At 61.5% G+C, this 20,131-nt stretch carries 13 protein-coding genes and 2 rRNA genes; 5 read left to right on the top strand and 10 right to left on the bottom strand.

All coding sequences use genetic code 11. From position 1 onward, the window contains the following. Positions 1-33 precede the first annotated feature (33 nt). The 6 genes from recD to CF137_RS12995 form a co-directional block, all read right to left on the bottom strand. Positions 34-2,097: an exodeoxyribonuclease V subunit alpha gene (gene recD / locus CF137_RS12970; RefSeq protein ID WP_139719492.1), complete on the bottom strand. Its 2,064-nt coding sequence runs from the start codon at positions 2,095-2,097 to the stop codon at positions 34-36. After that, a complete protein-coding gene (gene recB / locus CF137_RS12975) occupies positions 2,094-5,732 on the bottom strand; it encodes an exodeoxyribonuclease V subunit beta (RefSeq protein ID WP_139719494.1) in 3,639 nt (1,212 codons plus the stop codon). The genes recD and recB overlap by 4 nt, the downstream gene beginning before the upstream one ends. Beyond that, entirely contained in the window at positions 5,732-9,130 is a 3,399-nt protein-coding gene (gene recC / locus CF137_RS12980; protein ID WP_139719496.1) for an exodeoxyribonuclease V subunit gamma, read from the bottom strand. The genes recB and recC overlap by 1 nt, the downstream gene beginning before the upstream one ends. A 174-nt stretch (positions 9,131-9,304) precedes the next feature. After that, positions 9,305-10,705 (bottom strand): transporter substrate-binding domain-containing diguanylate cyclase, encoded by a 1,401-nt coding sequence (locus tag CF137_RS12985; RefSeq protein WP_139719498.1) that lies wholly within the window; start codon positions 10,703-10,705, stop codon positions 9,305-9,307. A 139-nt stretch (positions 10,706-10,844) separates the two neighbouring features. Continuing rightward, complete coding sequence (locus CF137_RS12990) at positions 10,845-12,206, bottom strand: ATP-binding protein (RefSeq protein ID WP_101326337.1); 1,362 nt, start codon at positions 12,204-12,206, stop codon at positions 10,845-10,847. A 33-nt stretch (positions 12,207-12,239) separates the two neighbouring features. Beyond that, positions 12,240-12,962 carry a response regulator gene (locus tag CF137_RS12995; protein WP_139719500.1) on the bottom strand — a complete coding sequence of 241 codons (723 nt, stop codon included), beginning with the start codon at positions 12,960-12,962 and terminating at the stop codon, positions 12,240-12,242. A 199-nt stretch (positions 12,963-13,161) separates the two neighbouring features. Here CF137_RS12995 and CF137_RS13000 point away from each other — a divergent pair, with 199 nt between their 5' ends. Both CF137_RS13000 and CF137_RS13005 read left to right on the top strand, forming a co-directional pair. Then, positions 13,162-13,512 carry a hypothetical protein gene (locus CF137_RS13000; protein ID WP_098971767.1) on the top strand — a complete coding sequence of 117 codons (351 nt, stop codon included), beginning with the start codon at positions 13,162-13,164 and terminating at the stop codon, positions 13,510-13,512. Between the two features lie 192 nt (positions 13,513-13,704). Beyond that, positions 13,705-15,699, top strand: a complete 1,995-nt coding sequence (locus tag CF137_RS13005) for a methyl-accepting chemotaxis protein (RefSeq protein WP_139719502.1) — start codon at positions 13,705-13,707, stop codon at positions 15,697-15,699. A gap of 94 nt (positions 15,700-15,793) precedes the next feature. Here the strand turns inward: CF137_RS13005 and CF137_RS13010 are convergent, their stop codons facing one another. Both CF137_RS13010 and CF137_RS13015 read right to left on the bottom strand, forming a co-directional pair. After that, positions 15,794-16,213, bottom strand: a complete 420-nt coding sequence (locus CF137_RS13010; RefSeq protein WP_101326333.1) for a hypothetical protein — start codon at positions 16,211-16,213, stop codon at positions 15,794-15,796. Between the two features lie 100 nt (positions 16,214-16,313). Continuing rightward, positions 16,314-17,228, bottom strand: coding sequence for a LysR family transcriptional regulator (locus tag CF137_RS13015; protein ID WP_139719504.1), 915 nt, complete (start codon positions 17,226-17,228; stop codon positions 16,314-16,316). A 258-nt stretch (positions 17,229-17,486) separates the two neighbouring features. Here CF137_RS13015 and CF137_RS13020 point away from each other — a divergent pair, with 258 nt between their 5' ends. The 3 genes from CF137_RS13020 to CF137_RS13030 are packed head-to-tail and all read left to right on the top strand — an operon-like array spanning position 17,487 to position 18,968. Then, entirely contained in the window at positions 17,487-17,819 is a 333-nt protein-coding gene (locus tag CF137_RS13020; RefSeq protein WP_101326329.1) for a hypothetical protein, read from the top strand. A gap of 30 nt (positions 17,820-17,849) precedes the next feature. Continuing rightward, on the top strand, positions 17,850-18,536 hold the full coding sequence (locus CF137_RS13025) for a pirin family protein (protein WP_139719506.1): 687 nt from the start codon (positions 17,850-17,852) through the stop codon (positions 18,534-18,536). Between the two features lie 39 nt (positions 18,537-18,575). Continuing rightward, the gene (locus tag CF137_RS13030; RefSeq protein ID WP_101320844.1) at positions 18,576-18,968 is read left to right on the top strand and encodes a DoxX family protein; all 393 of its coding nucleotides are present in this window, start codon (positions 18,576-18,578) and stop codon (positions 18,966-18,968) included. Positions 18,969-19,792: 824 nt separating this feature from the next. Here the strand turns inward: CF137_RS13030 and rrf are convergent. Together rrf and CF137_RS13040 are read right to left on the bottom strand one after the other, a co-directional pair. Next, positions 19,793-19,907, bottom strand: a 5S ribosomal RNA gene (gene rrf / locus CF137_RS13035). A 127-nt stretch (positions 19,908-20,034) separates the two neighbouring features. After that, positions 20,035-20,131 (bottom strand): 23S ribosomal RNA (locus CF137_RS13040); the annotation flags it as partial.

A 20,131-nucleotide genomic window follows, 5' to 3' on the forward strand; every position in this document is an offset into this window, starting at 1 on the left:
TGGCGGTAAATCCCTTTACCGCCATCCAATTAATCACTCCCCCAACCTCTCCGCCAAACCGGAATAACGCTCGGTCTTTTTCCGCACCGCTTGTGCCAGCAGGGCGCGATCGCCGTAGAGATCGAGTTTCGCCTTGGCGCGGGTGATGCCGGTATAGACCAGCTCACGGGTCAGTAATGGGCTGGGGCTGTCGGGCAGCACCAGCACGGTATGGGCAAACTCGGAGCCCTGGGATTTGTGGATGGTCATGGCGTAGACCGTCTCATGGGGTGGCAGGCGGCTGGGCAGCAGGGCGCGCAGGGTGCCATCCGGCTGCTCAAACCATACCTTGAGCCGACCACTTTCATCGGGCAGGCAGAGCCCCATATCGCCGTTGTAGAGGCCGACGCCGTGGTCGTTGCGCACCACCATCACAGGGCGACCGGCATACCAGTCGCCATCGCGGGCAATCAGCCCGGCCCGTGACAGGGCCAGTTCCAGCCGCTCGTTTAGCCCCAGCACCCCGAACGGGCCGTCGCGCAGGGCGCAGAGGATCTGGAAGCTGTTGAATGCCTTGAACACGGCGGCGGGATCTTCCCCCGCGCGGGCCGCCTTCAGATAGCTGCCGTAACCGGCCACCCCCTGGGCAATCAGGGCATCGTAGGCATCCCCCGCCCAGGGGTGCAGGCTGATATCGGCAAAGCCCATACCCCAGACTGCCTCCACCGCGGTGGCATCGCCGCTGTTGCAGGCGCGCGCCAGCTGGCCGATGCCGGAGTGCTGATCAAAGCGCCAGCTCTTGGCCAGCAAACAGAGGCTGTCGCGCACCGGCGCCCCCGCGGGCGAGCCCTGCAAGCGGTAGCCGGTCTGGCGGGAGAGCCAATCCGCCTGCGCCGGGCTGATGCCCTGTTCGATAAAGCTGCAGATATCGCCGAGCACGGCCCCCGCCTCCACCGAGGCGAGCTGATCCTTGTCGCCGAGCAGGATCAGGCGGGCGTGGCTCGGCAGTGCATCAAGCAGGCGCGCCATCATCGGCAGATCGACCATGGAGGCCTCATCCACCACCAGCAAGTCGAGGTGCAGCGGGTTACCCGCGTGGTGGCGGAACTGGCTGCGCCCCGGGATGACCCCGAGCAGCCGGTGCAAGGTGCCCGCTTCGGTGGGGATCGCCTCCACCCACTCGGGGGGCAGATCCAGCGCCTGCAAGGCAGTGCCGATACTCTCGGTGAGGCGCGCCGCCGCCTTGCCGGTGGGGGCCACCAGCCGGATTGCCGGGGCCTTGCCTGCTTGCAGGCCGGTCTCCACCAGAATGGCGAGCAGTTTGGCGACCGTGGTGGTCTTGCCGGTGCCGGGGCCGCCGGAGATCACCGCAAAGGGGCGTGCCGCCGCGGTGGCTGCCGCCAGTTTCTGGCCGTTGCAGCAGAGCGCCTCGGGCACCAGCGCATCCAGCTTGCCAAGATCGCTCGCCGCCTGGGCGCTGGCCAGCAGCGCCTCGATGGCGGGCCAGTCCACCTCGCTCGGGAACACCAGATCGAGATACTTCTCGATAAAGTGGCGGGCGGAGAAGTCGGGGGCGAGGCGGGCCTTGAGCAGCGCCCCGAACACCAGCCCGTAGTCGCGGGCAAACAGCCGCGACAGGGCCGGGGCAATTTCAGGCCATTCGGCTCTTTCACTCAACGCGCGCAGATGGCGGGCCACCCCCTGCTCGTGATCGTGGTAGCGGGTGAGATAGAGCCGCCCGTGCCACAGCCGCAGCGGCCAGCGCGGGGCGAGCCCCTCATCCTGCTCCGTACCAACGAGCTGGCTTGCCGCAAACAGAGCGGGCCAGCGGGCAGCATCCGCCAGATCCACCAGCAGATCCCGGCTCTGTTGGGGATCCAGCCCGAACGGGCGCAGAGATCCGGCAGATAGCATTTCAAGCGGCAGGCAGACATGGCCGCGCCCCAGCTCGAAGCAGGTGAGCGCCGCCCCCAGCACCAGCTCGGGGCTGCCGCCCAGATCGGCCACCAGCTTGGCAAATTGCAGATCCAGCTGGCGGATACGGCCAGCCAGCGCCAGTGCTTTTAACCGTTCAACCACTATTGCGCTGGTCGCAGTGCTGATCATGGTGCCGCTCATGCTTCTACCTCGTTCAATGCTTGGGATCCCGCTGCTGGCAGCTCACTGCCTGCGCGAAACAACTTATCCAGCCCCAGCACCAGTTCACGGCTCGGGCGGGTATGGAAAATGCCCCCCTGCGGCATGCCGCGCAGGAACAGATAGAAAACGCCGCCAAAGTGCTGCTCGAAGTCGTAGCCCGGCAGGCGCAGGGTGAGCAGCCGGTGCAGCGCCAGCGAGTAGAGCTGGTATTGCAGGTCGTAACGGTGCTCGGCCATCGCCCGCTCCAGCGCCGAACGGCTGTAATCGGCGGGGCTCATGCCGAGATGGTTCGATTTGTAGTCGAGCAGATACCAGCGCCCCTGCCACTCGAACACCAGATCGATAAAGCCCTTGAGCATCCCCTGCACGGTGGCAAAGCTGAGCGGCTTGTTGCCCCGCGACAACGGGTCGTGCTGCTGGCAGAGCGCGGTCAGCGCTGGCGCCGTCACCCGCCCCATGGGCAAGAAGAACTCCAGCTCCACCTGCTTGCGCTCGGCACTCAAGTCCCGCAGCCGCACCGGCTCACCAAAGCCGGTATCGAGCGGGGTATCGAGCACCGCCTCCACCTGCTGTTGCAGCACCGGAGCCCAGCTCTCCTCAAAGCCATCCTGCGCCAGCAGGGTGGCGATATGCTCCGCCAGCGGCTCACCAGCGGCACTCTGAAAATCGATGGTCTCGAACAGGCTGTGCAGCAGGGTGCCGGGACGCGCCCCTCTCGGGAAGGTGAAGATGGAGGGCTGGGGCGCCTCCTCCGGTTGCTCGGAAGCCAGCGCAGCCGCCTCGGTCACCACCTCATCATCGAAACCGGGATTGGCCAAGACCCCCTTGCTGTGACCGTGACCCTGCGCCGCCAGCCCGGAGTAGGAGCTGATCCACCAGTCCCGCTCAAGGGAACCGCTAAAGTGGCGCACCTGCGGCTCGCCCAACTGCTCCTCCTCTGGCAGCAGCGGGGCCGGACGGGTGAGCGAGGGTTCACCGACGGCCACCCCGGGCAGCGCCTGTGACAGCTCGGTCAGAGCGGCCGCCAGCGTCTGCGCATCCCCCTCTTCGCCCTTTTGCAGCAGGTAGCCGATGGCGGTGTGGTGCAGGTCGGTCTTCTCCGACTTGCCCGCCCCCGCCCGCACCGGCGCCAACCCCAGCCAGGTGGCGTAAACGCCCCGGGTCAGCGCCACATAGAGCAGCCGCAAATCTTCGGCAAGGCGCTCGCGGTCGGCCTCGGCCAGGGAACCCTCGGCGCCGGTCAGATCGAGAATGGTGCGATTACCCGCCTCATCCGCCTCGTGATAGAGCGGGGTCTCGGCGGTTCTGTGGCTGCAGATGAAAGGCAGGAACACCAGCGGGTACTCCAGCCCCTTGGATTTGTGGATGGTGACGATCTGCACCAGCTTGCGCTCGGATTCGAGGCGCAGTACCTGCTCCGCATCTTGCCCGTTGGGGCGACTCACCGCCTCCCCCAGCCAGCGCAGCAGGGCATATTCCCCGTCCAGCTCGCTGCTCACCTGTTGCAACAGCTCGCCAAGATGGAGGAAGTTGGTCAGCCGCCGCTCGCCATAGGGGCTTGCCAGCAGGGAGGAGGCGAGATTGCGCCGGTGCAGCAGGGCCCGCAGCATGGCCAGCACGCCACGGCGGTGCCAGATCTTGCGGTACTCCATAAACTCCTGCACCGCGTTCTCCCACGCCCGCTCGTCGCTGGCCAGCCCATCGAGCGCCCTGGCATCCAGATCAAACAGGCCGGTGGCGAGCGCCGCCCGCAGGCTGCGCTCTTCGCTCGGGTTCTGGCAGGCGTGCAGGATCAGCAGGATCTCCCGCGCCTCCACCTGCTCCAGCACGCTCTCGCGGTTCGACAGATAGACAGAGGCGATGGCGAGACGCGCCAGCTCCTGCTGCACCAGCTTGCCCTCGGTTCCGGTGCGCACCAGCACGGCGATATCCCCGGCCTTCACCGCCTTGTCACCGATCTGCGCCTTGCCCTCACGGGCCAGCGTCAGCAGACGGTGGATCTCGGCGGCGGTGGCGCGGGCCATCTTGCTCTGGTAATCCCCCCGATTGAAGGTTGGCTGGCCGGTCAGCTGCCAGCAGTGGAGCACCGGCGCGGTAGCGCCATCGAGCAGCAGCGCCTTGCTCTTGCCCTGCGCCTCCACCGGCAGGAAGGGGATATCCGCCTCGTAGATAAAGGGATCTCTCGCCCGCTCGAACAGACCGTTGACCGCCCCCACCAGCGCACTGCTGGAGCGCCAGTTGCGCCCGAGGGTGTAGTGGGCGCTCACATTTCGCCGCGCCTGAATGTAGGTAAAGATGTCGGCGCCGCGAAAGCCGTAGATGGCCTGCTTGGGGTCGCCGATCATCAGCAGCGCCGTGTCTTGGTGGCCGCCCCTCTCTTGTGAACCATTCTCTTGTGAACCATAGAGACGATGGAAGATGCGGTACTGCTGGGGGTCGGTATCCTGAAATTCATCGATCATCGCGACCCGATAGGTGGCGCGAATGCGCTCGCAGAGCCGCTCGCCCAGGCTTGAGCCGAGCGCCCCGTCGAGGTCTTTCAGAAGGTCATCGAACGAGAGCTGATGGGCTTGGCGCTTGCTCGCCTGCATCCGGCTGCGCACCACTTTGGCGGCCCGTTGCAGGATAAGATCCCGAATACCGGGGCGGCTCGCCAGCAGCTGGTCGATCTGGCTAAACAGCGGCAGGCTCGGCACTGCCCCCCCCTTCTTGAGGTTCTCTTCCAACACCGTCTGGCCGAAGCGCTCCAGCTCCTTGGGAATGGCGTAGCCGCTGCTCTCGTCCTGTGCCCAGTCGCCTATCTTGGCGAGCCAGCCTTCATAGTTCTTGCCGGTGTAGCGGCTTACTTGCCCATCGGTCTGGCGGCGGATCTCGTCCGTCTGCGTCAGCCACTCGCTCTTCAACGCCGTAATGCGACTCATGGCCACCTGATGGCGGGCGGCGAGGGTCTCATCCCCCAAGGCGGGGTGGATCTCCAGCTCGCTGTTGTCGAGCCAGCTACCCATCTCTCGCAGCAGGGCGGCGGGGCTCGGCCAGAGCGCGCGCACCGAACTGGCGAGGGTTTTATCCACCGGATAGAACTCGGCGCGCCAGTAGTCGCTCACCGCCTGCAGCCTGAGCTGACTGTCGTCGGTAAGAAATTCGGTTTCAAAGAGGGCGCCCGACTCGAAGGCGTTCTGCTTGAGCATCCGCTGGCAGAAACCGTGGATGGTAAAGACCGCCGCCTCGTCCATCTGCCGCTCGGCGGCCAACAGGCGACGGGCCGCCAGTTCGTGATCCGCCACCTCGGCCAGTAGCTGGGCCAGCAAATCATCCTTGCTCTCACCGCGCATAAAGGCGAGGCGCGCCTCGTGAATGCGACCGCGGATCCGCCCGCGCAGCTCGGCGGTTGCCGCTTCGGTAAAGGTCACCACCAGAATTTCGGTCACCGAGAGCGGCCGTTCGTGGGCGCTCGGCTGACCGGCATCGGCGCCCTCTTCAATGAGCGGGCCGTGGCCCAGCAGCAGGCGCAGGTAGAGGCCGGCGATGGTGTAGGTCTTGCCGGTTCCGGCGGAGGCTTCGATCAGTCGTTCACCATGGAGGGGAAAACGCAATGTATTGAGCGGGTTAGCCATTATTTCAGCTCCTCCAGGGTCTTGAGCAGCGGGGTCAGGTGTTCGCGGGCCAGCGCCTGCAACTGCCCCAGCACCTCGTCATCGAGTTCGGGGAAGCAGCGGGCGACGTAAACGTCCTCCCCTTCCCCATTGATCATCCAGCCGCCGTTGAAACGGGTGAGAGCCGCCTTGTCGGCCGCCTCCGGCTTGTCGGGATCCTTCTCGATCGCCTTGAGCCAATCCCAAGCGGTGCTCGGGAAGAAGGGCAGCGGCCGCTTCATCCCCTGCGCCCAGCACGCCACTAGGGCCGCCAGCTTGGGCCGCGCCTCGTCGGCAGCGAGCTTGGCTAACCGCAGACTCTGTTTGGCATCGAACAGCAGGGTGTCGCCGGGGGCGCCGCTCAATGAGAGACAGAGGTGCTGGATCCAGCCCAGCAGCAGATCCTTGCCGTTGAAGCTGCCGGGTTTGACCACCAGCAAGCGCCCCTTCTGGGTGTCGATCCACCCTTGCAACTGGCCCTGGGTCAGGGAGATATCGATCTCCACCGCCTGCTTTTCTGACTCATTGGCAGCAACCCATGGCCGCAGCCGATCCGCCAGCTTGCCCATCTCTGCATCCAGATCGTCCAGCAGCAGGCTGCCGAACCACCCTTGCGGCAGCAGGCCGGTGAGCTGCAACCGCTCGCGCCGTATGCTCACGCTGTCGCTCCGCTCTGGACTGTCCCCCTCTGCCAGATGGGCATCGAGCAGCAGATCTTTCAGCTGATAATGTTGCAGACCATCCAGCTCGAACGGCTCGCTGTCCTCGATGTTGGCCTCATTCAACTCAAACCACACCTTGAGGCGGCGGTTGAGGAAATATTTGGTGGGCTGGCGATAGAAGCGCAGCAGCTCCGCCAGCTCCAACCCCTGCTCCTTGCCCCCCCCTCTGTTCCAATCTGGCGGCAGCGGCAGCTCGCCGCTCTGGAAGTTGGCCGCGCCGCGCTCTGGGTTAAGGGCGGGCAGCCAGTCGGCGGCATAGGTAAAGAGCCGCGAACCCGCCTCCGGGTAGAAGTAGTGGCGGCTGTAGGGGGTGAGCGGGTGCGCCACCATCAGGTGGTTGAGCAGCCGCTTGCCGGAGGTTTCGTCGTCGAGGCTCTCATCCCCCGCCAGCACAAAGCCCTGCCGCACATAGTCGATCAGTTCCGCCAGCAGCACGGAGGGCACCTTGTCGCTGTTGTCCTGCGCGCTGAAGCCCTGATAGCTGATATAGAGCCCCTGCTGGGCGCTGAGCAGCGCCTCGAGGAAGAGGTAGCGGTCATCATCGCGACGGGAGCGATCCCCGCGCCGCGATGCCACCGCCATCAGATCGAACCCCATGGGGGCCAGGGTGCGCGGGTAGACGCCGTCGTTCATGCCCAGCAGACAGACCTGCTTGAAGGGGATGGAGCGCATCGGCATCAGGGTGCAGAAGTTGACCTGACCGGCGAGGAAGCGCTGGCTGGAGCGGGACTCCCCCAGCACGCTGCCGAGGTAGTCCTGCAACAAATCGGCGGTGATAGGCTGCTCGAAACGGGCCTCGCCAAGCCGGGTCTGCCACTCGGCCAGCTGGCTCCGAATGAGCTGGAGCTGACGCTCTTCATCCTCGTCGGCCAGATAGAAGCGCTCCAGCAGCGCCAGCAGGCAGGCGTTCCACTCAGCCAGCGGCTGCGCCTGTTGCAGGCGGGGCAGGAATTCGGCCAGCGAATCGACAAACCAGGCGAGCTTGCCGAGTGCCAGCCCCTGCTGCCCCTCGATATCGGCGTAGGGCAAAATGCCCGCCACCGGCTCGCCGTCGCCCATGGCAAAGCCGAGCAGCATGCGGCGCAGGCCGAACAGCCAGCTGTTGCCGGACATGGGCGGCAGATCGAAACGGACGGGGTAGCCGTCGTCCAGCCCCCAGCGGATGCCGGTCTCCTGCACCCAGACCCGCAGCTGGTTGAACTCGTCGTCATCCAGCTCGAAGCGGCGCAGCACGGCGGGCACCTCGAGAATGGCGAGCAGCTCACCAGCGCCGAGGCGGGCGCTCGGCAGGTGCAACAGGGCGAGGAAGCTTTGCAGCAGCGGGCTCTCCTGACTCGCCGCCCGATCCGATACCGCGAACGGGATCTGCCCCCTCGAGCCAAAGACCGCCTGAATATAGGGGCCGTAGCTGTTCACATCCGGCATCATCACCACCACATCTTTCGGGGTGAGGGACGGGTCCTGCTCGAACAGCGCCAGCAGCCGGTCGTGCAGCACTTCCAGCTCCCGCATCGGGCCGTGGCAGGCGTGGATCTGCAAGGATCCATCCGCCGGATCGATCGGGCTCTTGTGATGGCTGCTGTCGAGATCGAACTGACCAGCGCCTCGCTCTGCCAGCTCCAGCACATCCTTCTGGATGGCGCGCAGCAGGCTGACATTGCCCTTGGCGTCTACCTCGTCGATATCGACGAAGGCCTCGATTTGCGGCACCTCCAGCTCCATCAGCTGATGCAGGTAGTCGCGCCCCAGCTTGCCCATGGAGGCGAGCAGCGGGTTGGCGGGGCCCTGCAAGGTCTCGATATCAGTGCCGGGTTTAAGCTTGTTCTCGAGGCGCGCCAGCGTCTTGCGATCCAGCAGATCCCCCCAGTAGTAACGGCAGGGGTTGGTGACAAACAGGTGCACCTCCACCTCCGGCCGACTGCCGAGGGCCAGCAATGCCTCCACATAGCGCGGCGGCAGCGCCGAGATGCCGAACACAAAGACCCGCTGCGGCAGCTTGCCCGGCAGATCGGCGGTGCGTGCCAGCTCGTGGATAAACTCCTCGTAGAGGTTGGCACGGTGGTAGCCGCTCGGAGAGAGCGCCAACGTGCGGGCCACCAGCTCGCGCCACAGCTCCGGCTGCCAATCCTGACCGCTCACCCCGGCCAGCTCCTGACTGCCTGTGCCGACCAGTCCCTCCCCCTCTTCCCAGCGGGCGATCCAGTCCGGCCGATAGACCAGATATTGGTCAAAGAGATCCGCCACCTTCTGGCAGAGCTGCCACAACCGCACCTGCTCGGGATCCTTGTCAGGCACCTCCTCATCCCCACCGCTCAGATAGGCGGCGAGCGGGGCAAAGGCAGGACGATCCAGCAAGGCAGGCAGAATGGTCATCAGCTGCCAGCTCATGGAGCCCTTGTTGTAGGGACTCTGGCGCGGTACGTCCGCCAGCACCCGGGTGAACATCTCCCAGATAAAGCTGGCGGGCAACGGAAAGTCGATATTGGCGGCGATGCCGAAGGCTTTGGCCAGCTCCAGCTTGAGCCACTGGGCCATGCCCGGGCTCTGCACCAGGATCTGCTCCCGATCGAAGGGGTGAGAGAGAGGGGCCTGCCGGATATGGTTGACCAACAGCTCCTTGAGCAGATCCAGCTGATTGGAGTGGTAGAGGGTAAACATGGACGACTCCCGCCAATTCACAAGAGGGGATGAGCGCCGGAAAAGAGGAGCCATTTCCGTCACTTCACAGGAGTGGGAATTGTCAGGGATCGGGGGGGAAGATGCAAAAGGCTCTTGTTGTTATCGATGTTGTTGCAGCCTCCCTCTATCGCTGATGACTGCGTTAATCGAGCGCTATGAGCCGCCCTCCTCCTGATAGGATGCGGCTTGCCAGGTATTGCGCCCTGACGCTTTGGCTTGATACATCAGGTCATCTGCCTGCCGTAACAGCTGGTCAGCATCCGCGCTGGCTTTCGCAGCAACCCAGACCGCCCCGGTGCTGATGGAGAGGGTGACATCGCCACCGCGGGTCTGCAGCGGCTGCCGGTGGCACTCCTGACAGATACGATCGGCCCAGCGCTCTGTTTCTGCCAAGCTGTTGAGTTGCAGCAAGAGGCAAAACTCTTCCCCGCCAATGCGGGCAAACAGAGCGCCTTCCGGCAATATCCCCGCCACAGTTGCAGACAGCTGCTCCAGCGACATATCCCCGATGCTGTGACCAAACCGATCGTTGATCTCTTTGAAGTGATCCACATCGAACAGCAACAAAGCACACGGATTGCCCGCTGCCAGCTGCTGTTCCAGCGCGGGAATGAAGGCCCGCCGATTAAGCAGACCCGTCAAGGGATCGGTGCTGGCCAGCTTCTCCAGTCTGACGTTGGCTTTGCTCAATTCACTGGTACGGCGGGCGACCGCGCGGCGCAATTGCACTATGTAGGCCACCATGACCAAGACACCGGCCAGCAACAACCAGGGGCCAAGGTGGATGGGATAAACAGTCTCGACATGCATCCACTTGCGGATGATCCGATCCCGATCACTCTGTTTGATGTTGGCAAACCCCTCGTTCAGTTGTGCCAGCAACGCCAGATCGCCTTTCTTGACGGCAAAGCGAACCTCACTGGTATAGAGATGGCGCACCGGAATGAAGCGGGTAGGGTCGGCAGAGGTGTAAATGTAGAAGTTGGCAACCTGCAAATCAGCGATAAAGGCCTTCAGTTCACCCTTGAAGGCGGCGGCCAGCATGGTGTCATTGTCATCGAAGGTCTGTAGTTTGGTGTCGGGGAAATGATGTCTGGCGTAATACTCCTCGTAGCCCCCGGCCACTACGCCGACCGAGTCATGGAGCAAGGTGTATTGCACATCATTGCCACGCAATTCCCGCGAGAAGAAGAGCTGAGAGTCAAGTTGGGTGAGCGGCAGGCCATAATCGAACAATTTGTCCCGCTCCGATGACCAGAGCAGCCCGGCGTGGGCGTCAGCTTCACCCCTCTCAAGCAGATCGAGGGAACCCTGCCAGTCAACCAGTCGAAATTCGATCTTCTGCCCGGTCACTCGGGCATATTCACGCCACAAGTCGATCAGCAAGCCATCCGGTTGCCCGGATTCATTGATAAAAGAGAAGGGTTGCCAGGCTTTGGAGTTGGTGATGATGATCGGCTCTTCTGCTGCTTTGGCCCAGACCGGCAGGGCAAGCGCGAGCAGCAGGAGCCCCCATCCGATGCCGACTATGACTCCTATCCTGGCAGAGACCATCCTTGCTCCAATCCGTTACGGTGTACCGTCCGTGGTCTCCGATTATCACCATCTTCACGGTAGAAGAACAAGCGCTCAAATGATGAAGTTTGCATGATGCAAACGGCGTTATAAGGAGGCTGGCAGTTAGAGTGACTGCTTACAACGGCAGGCTGATCAGCGCCTCCACGCCCCCTTGTGGCCGATTGAGCAGAACCAGTTCGCCACCGTGTTGATGGACCAGGGTGCGCGCGATGGAGAGCCCCAACCCCACGCTACCCGACTCGGTGTTGCGCGCCTCATCGAGGCGTACGAAGGGTTTGAACACATCCTCCAGCCGCGCCGGGTCTATCCCGGGGCCGTGGTCGCAGACTCGAATCAATAGTGCCTCCCGGGTTCGCTCCAGCGATACCTCGGCACTGCCGGCATATTTGATGGCGTTGCCGATCAGGTTCTGCAGCACCCGGCGCAAGGTGTTGGCCCGGCAGGCGTAGACCTCTTTGCCCTCCGCCAGACAGGTAACCGGCTGGCCGGTATCGGCATAGTCATCGCACAGGCTGACCAGCAGGCTGACCAGATCCAGCTCGCGGGTGGCCTCCTGCTGCCCCTCTTCGCGGGCAAAGCTGAGGGTTGCCGCCAGCATCTGCTCCATCTGTTGCAGGGTCTGCTGGATCCGCTCCTTGTCCTCGCCATCAGCCAGAAACTCGGTGCGCAGTCGCAGGCTGGTGATGGGGGTGCGCAGATCGTGGGAGATAGCCGCCAGCATCCGGGTTCTGTCCTGCACGAAGCGGTCGAGCCGGGTGTGCATCCGGTTAAAGGCCTGAATCGATTCGCGGATCTCGGTCGGTCCCGCCTCTTTCAAAGGTTCGATATCCTCGCCCCGTCCCAGCCGTTCCGCATTGCCCGCCAGCTGCTTGAGCGGGCGGGTGGCGCGGCGAAACAGCAGCACCATCAGCCCGATCACCAGGCTAGCGACCAGCATCAGGTTGAGGGTGGTCTGCCACGACCAGCTGCCCGCCTCTTTGTCGACCAGTGAGCTGAACTGCAGCCAGCCCCCCTGGGGCAGCTCGATGGAGCCATAGAGCCGCATATCCCGCGGCGGGGGCGACCCTTTGCGATCCCGCATCATGCGGGTGTGGTGCTCCCACGCCTTGCTGCGCTGGGAATTCTCTTTCAATTCGGCGCTGATCTCGACGGTGAGGCCGGGAGGATAGTTGAGGCGCGAGCGCACCAGCTGCTCGAAGCGGGGGCTGCGGTTGTCTGGCTGCAGCGGCTCATCGGAGAGGCGCAGCAGCAGAGTCTCGTTGCGACTCGCCTTGAGGATCTCGTCATAAAGAGAGGGGGGGGAGAGGGAGAGCAGCCGTACCACCGAGATGATCCGTTGCATGGCGTTGCGGCTGTTGACGAAGCCGAGCGCCTCCTCCCGATCTGAGCGGTAGATCTGGATGCTGAGCAGCTGGATCAGGATCAACCCCGCCAGCGCCACCAGAATGATCTGGCCGGTCAGCCCCTTGGGCCACATCCGTGCCCACAGTCGTCGCAAGGCACCCACCGCTTAAACCTGCGTCACGTCAGTGGAGAACATATAGCCGCCACCCCAGATGGTCTTGATCAGCTCCGGATTCTTGGGATCCCGCTCCAGCTTGCGGCGCAGTCGGCTCACCAGAGTATCGATGGCGCGATCGAACGCCACAGCCTCGCGACCACGGGCCAGATCCAGCAGTTGATCCCGGCTCAGCACCCGCTGCGGGCGCTCGAGAAATACCTTGAGCAGGTCGAACTCGGCGGTGGAGAGGCTCAAGCCCACCCCATCCTCATCGACCAGCTCCCGGCGATTGATGTCGAGCAACCAGCGATCGAAGCGCAGATCCCGGGTCAGGGTCTCGGCGACGGGCTGGGTCTCGGCCTGGGTGCGGCGCATCACCGCCTTGATGCGCGCCAGCAGCTCGCGCGGGTTGAAGGGCTTGGCCAGATAGTCATCGGCCCCCATCTCCAGCCCGATGATGCGGTCGGTCTCTTCCCCCATGGCGGTCAGCATGATGATGGGCAGGTTCGATTTGACCCGCAGCTCGCGGCAGAGGGTCAGGCCATCTTCACCCGGCATCATCAGATCCAGCACCAGCAGGTCGAACTCCCGCTCCTCCAGCAGTCGCTTCATCTCTTTACCATCCCGGGCGCAGCTGACCCGCAGGCCGTGCTGTTCCAGAAAGCGTTTCAAGAGATCGCGGATCTCGCTGTGGTCATCGACCACCAATATATGGGTGTTGCCTTGATTCATGGGGTGACCTCCTGCTTGGCGTTGGCACGAGTATACGAAAATCCGACCTGCGGTTTGTGTCAAAGTGTGCCAGATCAGCACGATGCCACACTCTGCTACAAAAAAGGGTGATGCTGGCAAAGTTCAGACACTTGACGGGTGTTTACTTGAGGGCAAGGCAAGAGCGCCGAACCAGAATCATCCCTACCGGAGATAAACCATGAAAAAGCTGACCAAAACCCTGCTGACCGCCACCCTGATCCTTGGCCTGCCGCTGGGCGCCTATGCCGCCAGTGAAGCCGCCCCCACCGGTCAGCCAGGTGCCATGATGGACTGCCCGATGGATGGCAGTGGTATGAAAGGTGGCAAACACCACGGTGGCCGCCACGACAAGATGGCCCGCATGCAGAACATGACCCCGGAGCAGATCCAGGCCAACCTGCAGCAACGTTATGACCGCATTGAAGATCCGGCCAAGAAGGCGGAGTTCATCAAGAACCTCAACGAGCGTGCCGCTGGCATGACCAAGCACGCCGAAGCGATGAAGCAGTTCGCCGAAGCGAACCAGTAACAGCGCCTGCTGTTATAAACCCAAGGGTGGCCGAGGCCACCCTTTTTGTGATCCCATCGATCCATTTTTGCTCGAATCGTTATCTTGCTGTCGCTTATGTGAGCGATGGCAAACGCGCCGTGAGCGAATTGCAAGATAATGCCCGCTCTTATAACAAGCTGCAGTTAGCAGTGGCCGTAAACAGGAGAGGGTATGGGTTGGGATCTGGGGACAATCAAGGGGCGATATACCGCCGTTTTTCTGGGATTCATGGTGGCGGTCTGTGTGCTGACCGTTATCGGCATCCAGTTATGGGTCAAACCCGAGCTGCAACGGGCGGGTGAGCAGAATCTGGTGCTGCGAGTCAGCGAGATTGCGACCGACATTCGCGATCAGCTCAACGGGGTCCAGAGTCAGTCACGCAGTATCACCCAGCTGGTTGCCCAGCTGCCGAGCGAGCAGATCGATGCCGTTCTCCCTGCTCTGATCGATCAATATGGTAATGCCATGGTGTTTGGTGGCGGCATCTGGCCGATGCCGGATCAGCGGGAAACCGGTCGCATCAAGTTCAGTACCTTCTTTCATCGGGATGGTGCCAACCAGCTGATCCCTAACACCTACTGGAACTCGGCCGAGGCGCCCAACTATTTCGAGCAGCCCTGGCACAGAGCCGGGCAGCAGGCGGCGAAAGGCATGTGTGTCTGGGCGGCGGCTTACAAGGACGGTGCCAGCCAACAGCCGCGAACCAACTGCGCCATGGGGATCTACCGTGATGGTTCCCTCTACGGGGTGTCCACCATCGATGTGACGCTGGGTTTCTTCAATGATTTGGTCGCCAAAAAAGAGCAGGAGATCGGTGGTCAGGTGATGATCGTCGAAGCCGATGGCAAGATCCTCAGCAAGAATGGCCGTTTGAACGGGGATGTGGTGCTGGGCAACCTCTCATCTCATGGGGACTATCCTTTTGCCAGCGCCATCGCCAGCCTGCTGAGGCCGGGTAATGGCGCCGCGTTGCAGCGCACCACTTTTCAGGAGCTGGGTGAAGAGCAGACATTGCTGATGCAACCCATAGAAGGAACTCCCTGGTTGCTGGCAGCGGCGCTGCCGACCAGCACCCTGACCCACGACAGTCAGGAGGTGCTCAAGACGCTGGCGGCGATCCAGCTACCGCTGGTGGTGTTGCTGTTTGCGCTGATGTTGATGGCCATCAAGCAACTGGGCAGTCGACTCGACACCCTCAAGCAGAATATCGATGCGCTCTCGGCCGGGGATGCTGACCTGACTGCCCGGATCCGGGTCAAGGGGCACGATGAGCTGGACCATATCGCCCAATCGGTGAACCGCTTTATCGCCTATCTGCAACAGATGATGGTACAAGTGACCGAGACCACAGAGTTGATTACCCGTGAGCTGGCCCAGCTTGACCAACAGACGGGGCAGGCCAGACGCATTCTCGGTGAGCATGCCGCCGAGACCGATCAGGTGGTCACCGCCCTGACCGAACTCAGCTCCACTGCCGACAGCGTGGCGCACCACGCGAGCGATTCCGCCAGCTTTACCGAGTCGGCCAATGGTCAGGCGATTCAGTCCCGCAAGGTGGTGGGTCTGGCTTCTGCCAGTGTGGCTGCGCTGATCGACGAAGTGGATCTTGCAGCGACCAAAGTATTAGGGATGCAGGAAGATGCCCGCCAAATCAGCAGTGTACTTAGCGTAATTGGCGATATTGCTGCCCAGACCAACCTGTTGGCACTCAACGCGGCCATCGAGGCGGCGCGGGCCGGTGAGCAGGGGCGTGGTTTTGCCGTGGTGGCCGATGAGGTGCGCGCGCTGGCGGCAAGAACCCAGAACAGCACCGCCGAGGTGGGGAGCATGCTCTCCCGGTTGACGCAGGGGGTGGCCGAAGCCGTGGTAGCCATGGAGCACACCAAGCAGAGCTGTCAGGCGGCGACCGAAAATACCGAACAGGTGACCGGCGGGCTCGACAAGATGGCGGATGCCGTGGTGCAGATCAACGATCTGGGTACCCAGATTGCGACTGCGGCAGAGGAGCAGAGCCGGGTAACCGAAGAGATTAACCGTAACATGGTCACTATCCGCGATATGGTCAATCTGCTGGTGGATAACGGGCAGAATACCGAACAGAGTTCGGCCACCCTGCTGGAGTCCAATCGCCAGCTGGTGGCGCTGGTGCATCGCTTCAAGGTGTAACAAGCAGATAATAAAAGAGGGGGAGCTCGGTGCTCCCCCTCTTGCTATCTGTGCCGGTGTGGGCTTGTTGCCCTTGTCCACCGGACGAGCGAAATTAGCCCTGAGTTTTGTCGGTCAGGTCTACTTTCTTAACGGTTTCGCCTTCGAACTTGATGACCACGTTCTTCTTGGCCGCGTCGGTATCTTTCAGCAGAGTCTTGGTGGTTTCTGCCAGCAGCGGAGAGGCCTTGTTCAGGGCATCCAGATCATAGGTCCACACTTCCAGACCGGCTTCGGTCTTGGTGGAGGCAGGTGCGCCCAGCTTCTCTTTGATAGCCTGCTTGTTGGAGCCGCCTTCCTTGATATCCAGCGCCTGCTTGATCGCTTCGTTGGATGCGCTGTCCATGGCGCCAGATACGGCGGTGTTGGCGGCATCTTTTACGCTGCTGGTGACGCTGTCGGTCAGCGAGTCCATCAGGCCGGCATTGGCAAACAGGGGCAGGGTGGCGAGGGCTACCAGCAAAGTCTTTTTCATTTTTTACAGATTCCATTGGTTCAAATGAGGCGGCTATGTGACCAATAAAAGCCTCGGGTGTCAAGTGAGGCGAACAATTGAGTGATCTGTTAACTGGATCTCATTTTTCACCGGCCGCAAATAGTTTTGGTATCTCCCGCACCAGCCAGCTTTTGGCTTTGCCCATGGTATCCCGCCGCCAGGCCAGCACCACCTGCAACTGATGACGATATTCGGGGCTGATCACCTTGAGCCGTCCGGCCTTGATGTCCTCGTCGATCCAACTCTGTGGCATGGTGCCGACGCCGATCCCTGCCAGCAGGGCCTCGCGTTTCTCCGCCATGGTGCTGACGGTGAGGCGCGGCTGTTTGTCCAACAGGCGATAGGTGAGCACCGGTTTGCGCAGGGCCGAGTCGGCCACCGCGATGGCGCGGTAGCGGCGCAGGGTCTCATCCGCCAGAGGCTCCGGCTCCTGATGCAGCGGATGATCGGGATGGGCGACGTAGAGCATCACCTCTTCCTTGATCACCTGATGCTTGATGCCGGTCATCATGATGTCCGGGTTGATCGAGGAGATAAGCAGGTCGGCACGGCCATCTTCCAGACACTCCCAACTGCCCGCCAGCACCTCGGCGCGCAGTCGCAGTCTGGTATCGGTCTGCTCGGCCAACTTCTCCACCAAGGGGTAGAGGGCCTGCAGCGGAACCAGCGCATCAACGGCGATGGTGATGTCGGTCTCCCAGCCACGGGCCAGCGCCCGGGTCTCACCCACCAGATGCTCGGCTGCCTCCAGCAGCACCCGGCCTCGCTCCAGCAGCATGCGTCCCGCTGGGGTGAACTTGGTGCGGTGGCCGCTGCGGTCAAACAGCATGGCGTCGAGTTCGTCTTCCAGCTTCTGCACTGTGTAGCTCAATGCCGAGGGCACCTTGCCCAGCTCGTCGGCCGCCGCCGCGAAGCTGCCACGGCGGTCGATGGCGTCCAGCACCCGGATTGCCTCCAGGGTCAGCGCCCGTTCCTTGTTCGATTCCTTGGCCATTTCATACCTTCAATTTTTTTGAACATGTTTGCCAGTTTATCTCGCTAACAAGTTAGGCCAAGTGTCTTTAATATTCAATCAACGCTTAGGCAGGAACGTCGAGCGGCCAAATATGCGGGAAGTTCCGCACTGTGACACACCAAATCGGTCTGTCTGATGTCGGTGAAAGAACAACACACTATTTGAATAACCTCTTGCATGGATGCATTGATTCTGGCCGAAAAGGCCTTGGCAATGACATATAAAACAAGAGAGTGAATGAACATGAAAAACGTAATCAAGATGCTGGCCGTTGCAGGCCTGATGACCACTGGTTTCGCCCAGGCTTCCGTACCGGCTGACATCAACGCCGCCCCGGGCGTGCTGTTTGTGAACTGGAACGCCACTGCCGCAGTGGATGGCAAAGCCAATCCGATGCTGGAAGTGCGTGACGAGTCTGGCGATCTGCTGGCATCAGTCCACGCCAACCTAACTGGCACCCAGCAGGTGCGGATCCCGAGCCGTACCCAGGGCAACCTGACCGTCAGCCTGGCTGGCCAGAGCAGCGAATATCGTATGCCGTTTGGCATCGGTGGTGGCAACCCCCGCTAAGTCGAAGCCCGGATAGATGAGGAGCAGACCATGATGCAATTGAGAGCCGCAGAAGCGCGGGGCAAGGCCAACTTTGGCTGGCTGGACGCGCGCCACAGTTTCTCCTTCGGTCACTACTATGACCCACAGTGGATGGGGCACTCGGTGCTGCGGGTGATCAATCAGGATCTGGTTGCGCCGGGTGGCGGATTCGCCACCCACCCTCACGCCAATATGGAGATCCTCACCTGCGTGCTGCAAGGCACCATTGAGCACAAGGACAGCCTCGGCCATGCCGAGCAGATCCCGGCAGGGGATTTCCAGCTGATGAGTGCAGGCAGCGGGATCCGCCACAGCGAGTACAACCCCTCGCAGACGGCTCCTCTCTCCCTGTTGCAGATTTGGATCGAGCCGAACGAGTTCGGCACGCCACCCGGATATCAGCAGAAGAAGATAGAGTCCAGACCGGGCATGACGCTGGTGGCGTCACCGGATGGGGAGGCGGGATCCTTCAGGATCCGCCAACAGGCCCGCGTATGGCGGCTGGAGCTGGCCCCGGGCGAGACGCTCGAATGGGCGCTGGCCGGCCGACACGGTTACCTGCAGATGATTTCAGGGGAGTTGACCGCCAACGGTCTGGCTGCCCGACCCGGCGACGGGGTACTCAGTCGTGATGAATACCGGTGGGAGTTGGTCGCAACCAGTGCCACTCAAGCCCTGTTATTTGACCTACCCTGAAGCAGTCAGCGGTGATGTGACACAAACGAGGAAGATGAAATGGACAAGATGAAAGATTTGGCACTGCTGGCGGGTCGTGTACTGCTGGCGCTGATGTTCGTAATGGCGGGCTGGAGCAAGATCAGCGGTTATGCCGGTACTCAGGGCTATATGGAAGCGATGGGCGTGCCGGGCTTTATGTTGCCGCTGGTGATCCTGCTTGAGCTGGGCGGTGGCCTTGCCATCGTGCTCGGTCTCTTTACCCGCAGCCTGTCGGTGCTGCTGGCCGGTTTCACCCTGATGGCTGCCTTTATTTTCCACTATCAGCCTGCCGAACAGATGCAGATGCTGATGTTTATGAAGAACGTGTCAGTGGCCGGTGGTTTCCTGGCGCTGGCGGCGGCTGGTGCGGGTGCCTTCAGTGTGGATGCCCGCCTCGGCAAAAACTGGTAACAGCCAGTCAGTTTGAGGTTTCCAATGCCTTTTGGCCGGTGCAACTGCACCGGCTTTTTTATAGTTTCCAGTAACTGCAGCCACGAGAAGGTCGGTGTTTGGCGCATCCCGTCGCAATACCACGCCGCTACTACCGCAGAAGCAAAGCACTCGCTACCAGATGTCCCGTATTGTAATGCTCATTCCCGCCTAAGCATCTGATTTAATAGCACAATATCTTGCCGAAAGCGTGACTGTATCAGGCATTCCAGCGATCGAACAGGAAAAGCCTGAAGCAACCAAGCCAGCCCCCTACGATGCTACCCACTTTCATATATAGAGGCGGCATACATCAGTAATCTACTATTCGAAACTGTTAATTAGCGAGCAACAGAGTGCCGTGGAAAAACGGGCAGATCCGGCGCACAATCGAACCTGAATGTGTCAGCAAAAAAGCAAGGCTGAACGGAAAAAGAGGGCGTTCTGAGGTATATCCAAACAGATAACCTCCAACAAAATGGCTATATCACTCCATTTGACAGAACTGTGAGTAACACGTGGCCGATTCAAGTCTCGGCCAGGCCCTTGGAGGGACCGCACTTTTAACAAAAAGGTAGTGGATTGATAACCATCACCATCTCAATATGACCATCCCAATATGCGCAGGATGAATGGTCTAAAGGCAGCCCCCCCTATCAACCTTTAGGGTCGCTAGGATAAAAACAGAATAGTCAGCCAAACTGAAATTCAGAATATGAGGGTCAAAACGGTCAATTATCAGGCGATTTTCTGAATTGCAGCCAATAAAAAACCCCGCTCATCGAGCGGGGTTTCCTGTATTGGGTGCCTGGCAGTGTCCTACTCTCGCATGGCGAATGCCACACTACCATCGGCGCTACCGCGTTTCACTTCTGAGTTCGGCATGGGATCAGGTGGTTCCACGGCGCTATGGCCGCCAGGCGAATTACTTCAATCTGAAAAAGCTGACGTAAATAACGACTGAGTGGCTGTTGCCTGTCGCTATCACTGAATTAGTTAGTAGTTCTTGCGGTCTGTTACAAGTCTCAGAACACTTCTTGGGTGTTGTATGGTTAAGCCTCACGGGTAATTAGTATGGGTTAGCTCAACACGTCGCCGCGCTTACACACCCCACCTATCAACGTTGTGGTCTCCAACGGCCCTTT

It is taken from the genome of Aeromonas sobria (assembly GCF_006243315.1).
Classification (GTDB): Bacteria; Pseudomonadota; Gammaproteobacteria; order Enterobacterales; family Aeromonadaceae; genus Aeromonas; species Aeromonas sobria_A.

Excerpts from the sequence above, each read along its gene's own strand:
- CF137_RS13015 (WP_139719504.1), bottom strand. The coding sequence starts at position 17,228 with ATGGCCAAGGAATCGAACAAGGAACGGGCGCTGACCCTGGAGGCAATC.
- recC (WP_139719496.1), bottom strand. The coding sequence starts at position 9,130 with ATGTTTACCCTCTACCACTCCAATCAGCTGGATCTGCTCAAGGAGCTG.
- CF137_RS13020 (WP_101326329.1), top strand. The coding sequence starts at position 17,487 with ATGAACATGAAAAACGTAATCAAGATGCTGGCCGTTGCAGGCCTGATG.
- CF137_RS12985 (WP_139719498.1), bottom strand. The coding sequence starts at position 10,705 with ATGGTCTCTGCCAGGATAGGAGTCATAGTCGGCATCGGATGGGGGCTC.
- CF137_RS13005 (WP_139719502.1), top strand. The coding sequence starts at position 13,705 with ATGGGTTGGGATCTGGGGACAATCAAGGGGCGATATACCGCCGTTTTT.
- CF137_RS12995 (WP_139719500.1), bottom strand. The coding sequence starts at position 12,962 with ATGAATCAAGGCAACACCCATATATTGGTGGTCGATGACCACAGCGAG.
- CF137_RS13030 (WP_101320844.1), top strand. The coding sequence starts at position 18,576 with ATGGACAAGATGAAAGATTTGGCACTGCTGGCGGGTCGTGTACTGCTG.
- CF137_RS13000 (WP_098971767.1), top strand. The coding sequence starts at position 13,162 with ATGAAAAAGCTGACCAAAACCCTGCTGACCGCCACCCTGATCCTTGGC.
- CF137_RS13025 (WP_139719506.1), top strand. The coding sequence starts at position 17,850 with ATGATGCAATTGAGAGCCGCAGAAGCGCGGGGCAAGGCCAACTTTGGC.
- recB (WP_139719494.1), bottom strand. The coding sequence starts at position 5,732 with ATGGCTAACCCGCTCAATACATTGCGTTTTCCCCTCCATGGTGAACGA.
- CF137_RS13010 (WP_101326333.1), bottom strand. The coding sequence starts at position 16,213 with ATGAAAAAGACTTTGCTGGTAGCCCTCGCCACCCTGCCCCTGTTTGCC.
- CF137_RS12990 (WP_101326337.1), bottom strand. The coding sequence starts at position 12,206 with ATGTGGCCCAAGGGGCTGACCGGCCAGATCATTCTGGTGGCGCTGGCG.
- recD (WP_139719492.1), bottom strand. The coding sequence starts at position 2,097 with ATGAGCGGCACCATGATCAGCACTGCGACCAGCGCAATAGTGGTTGAA.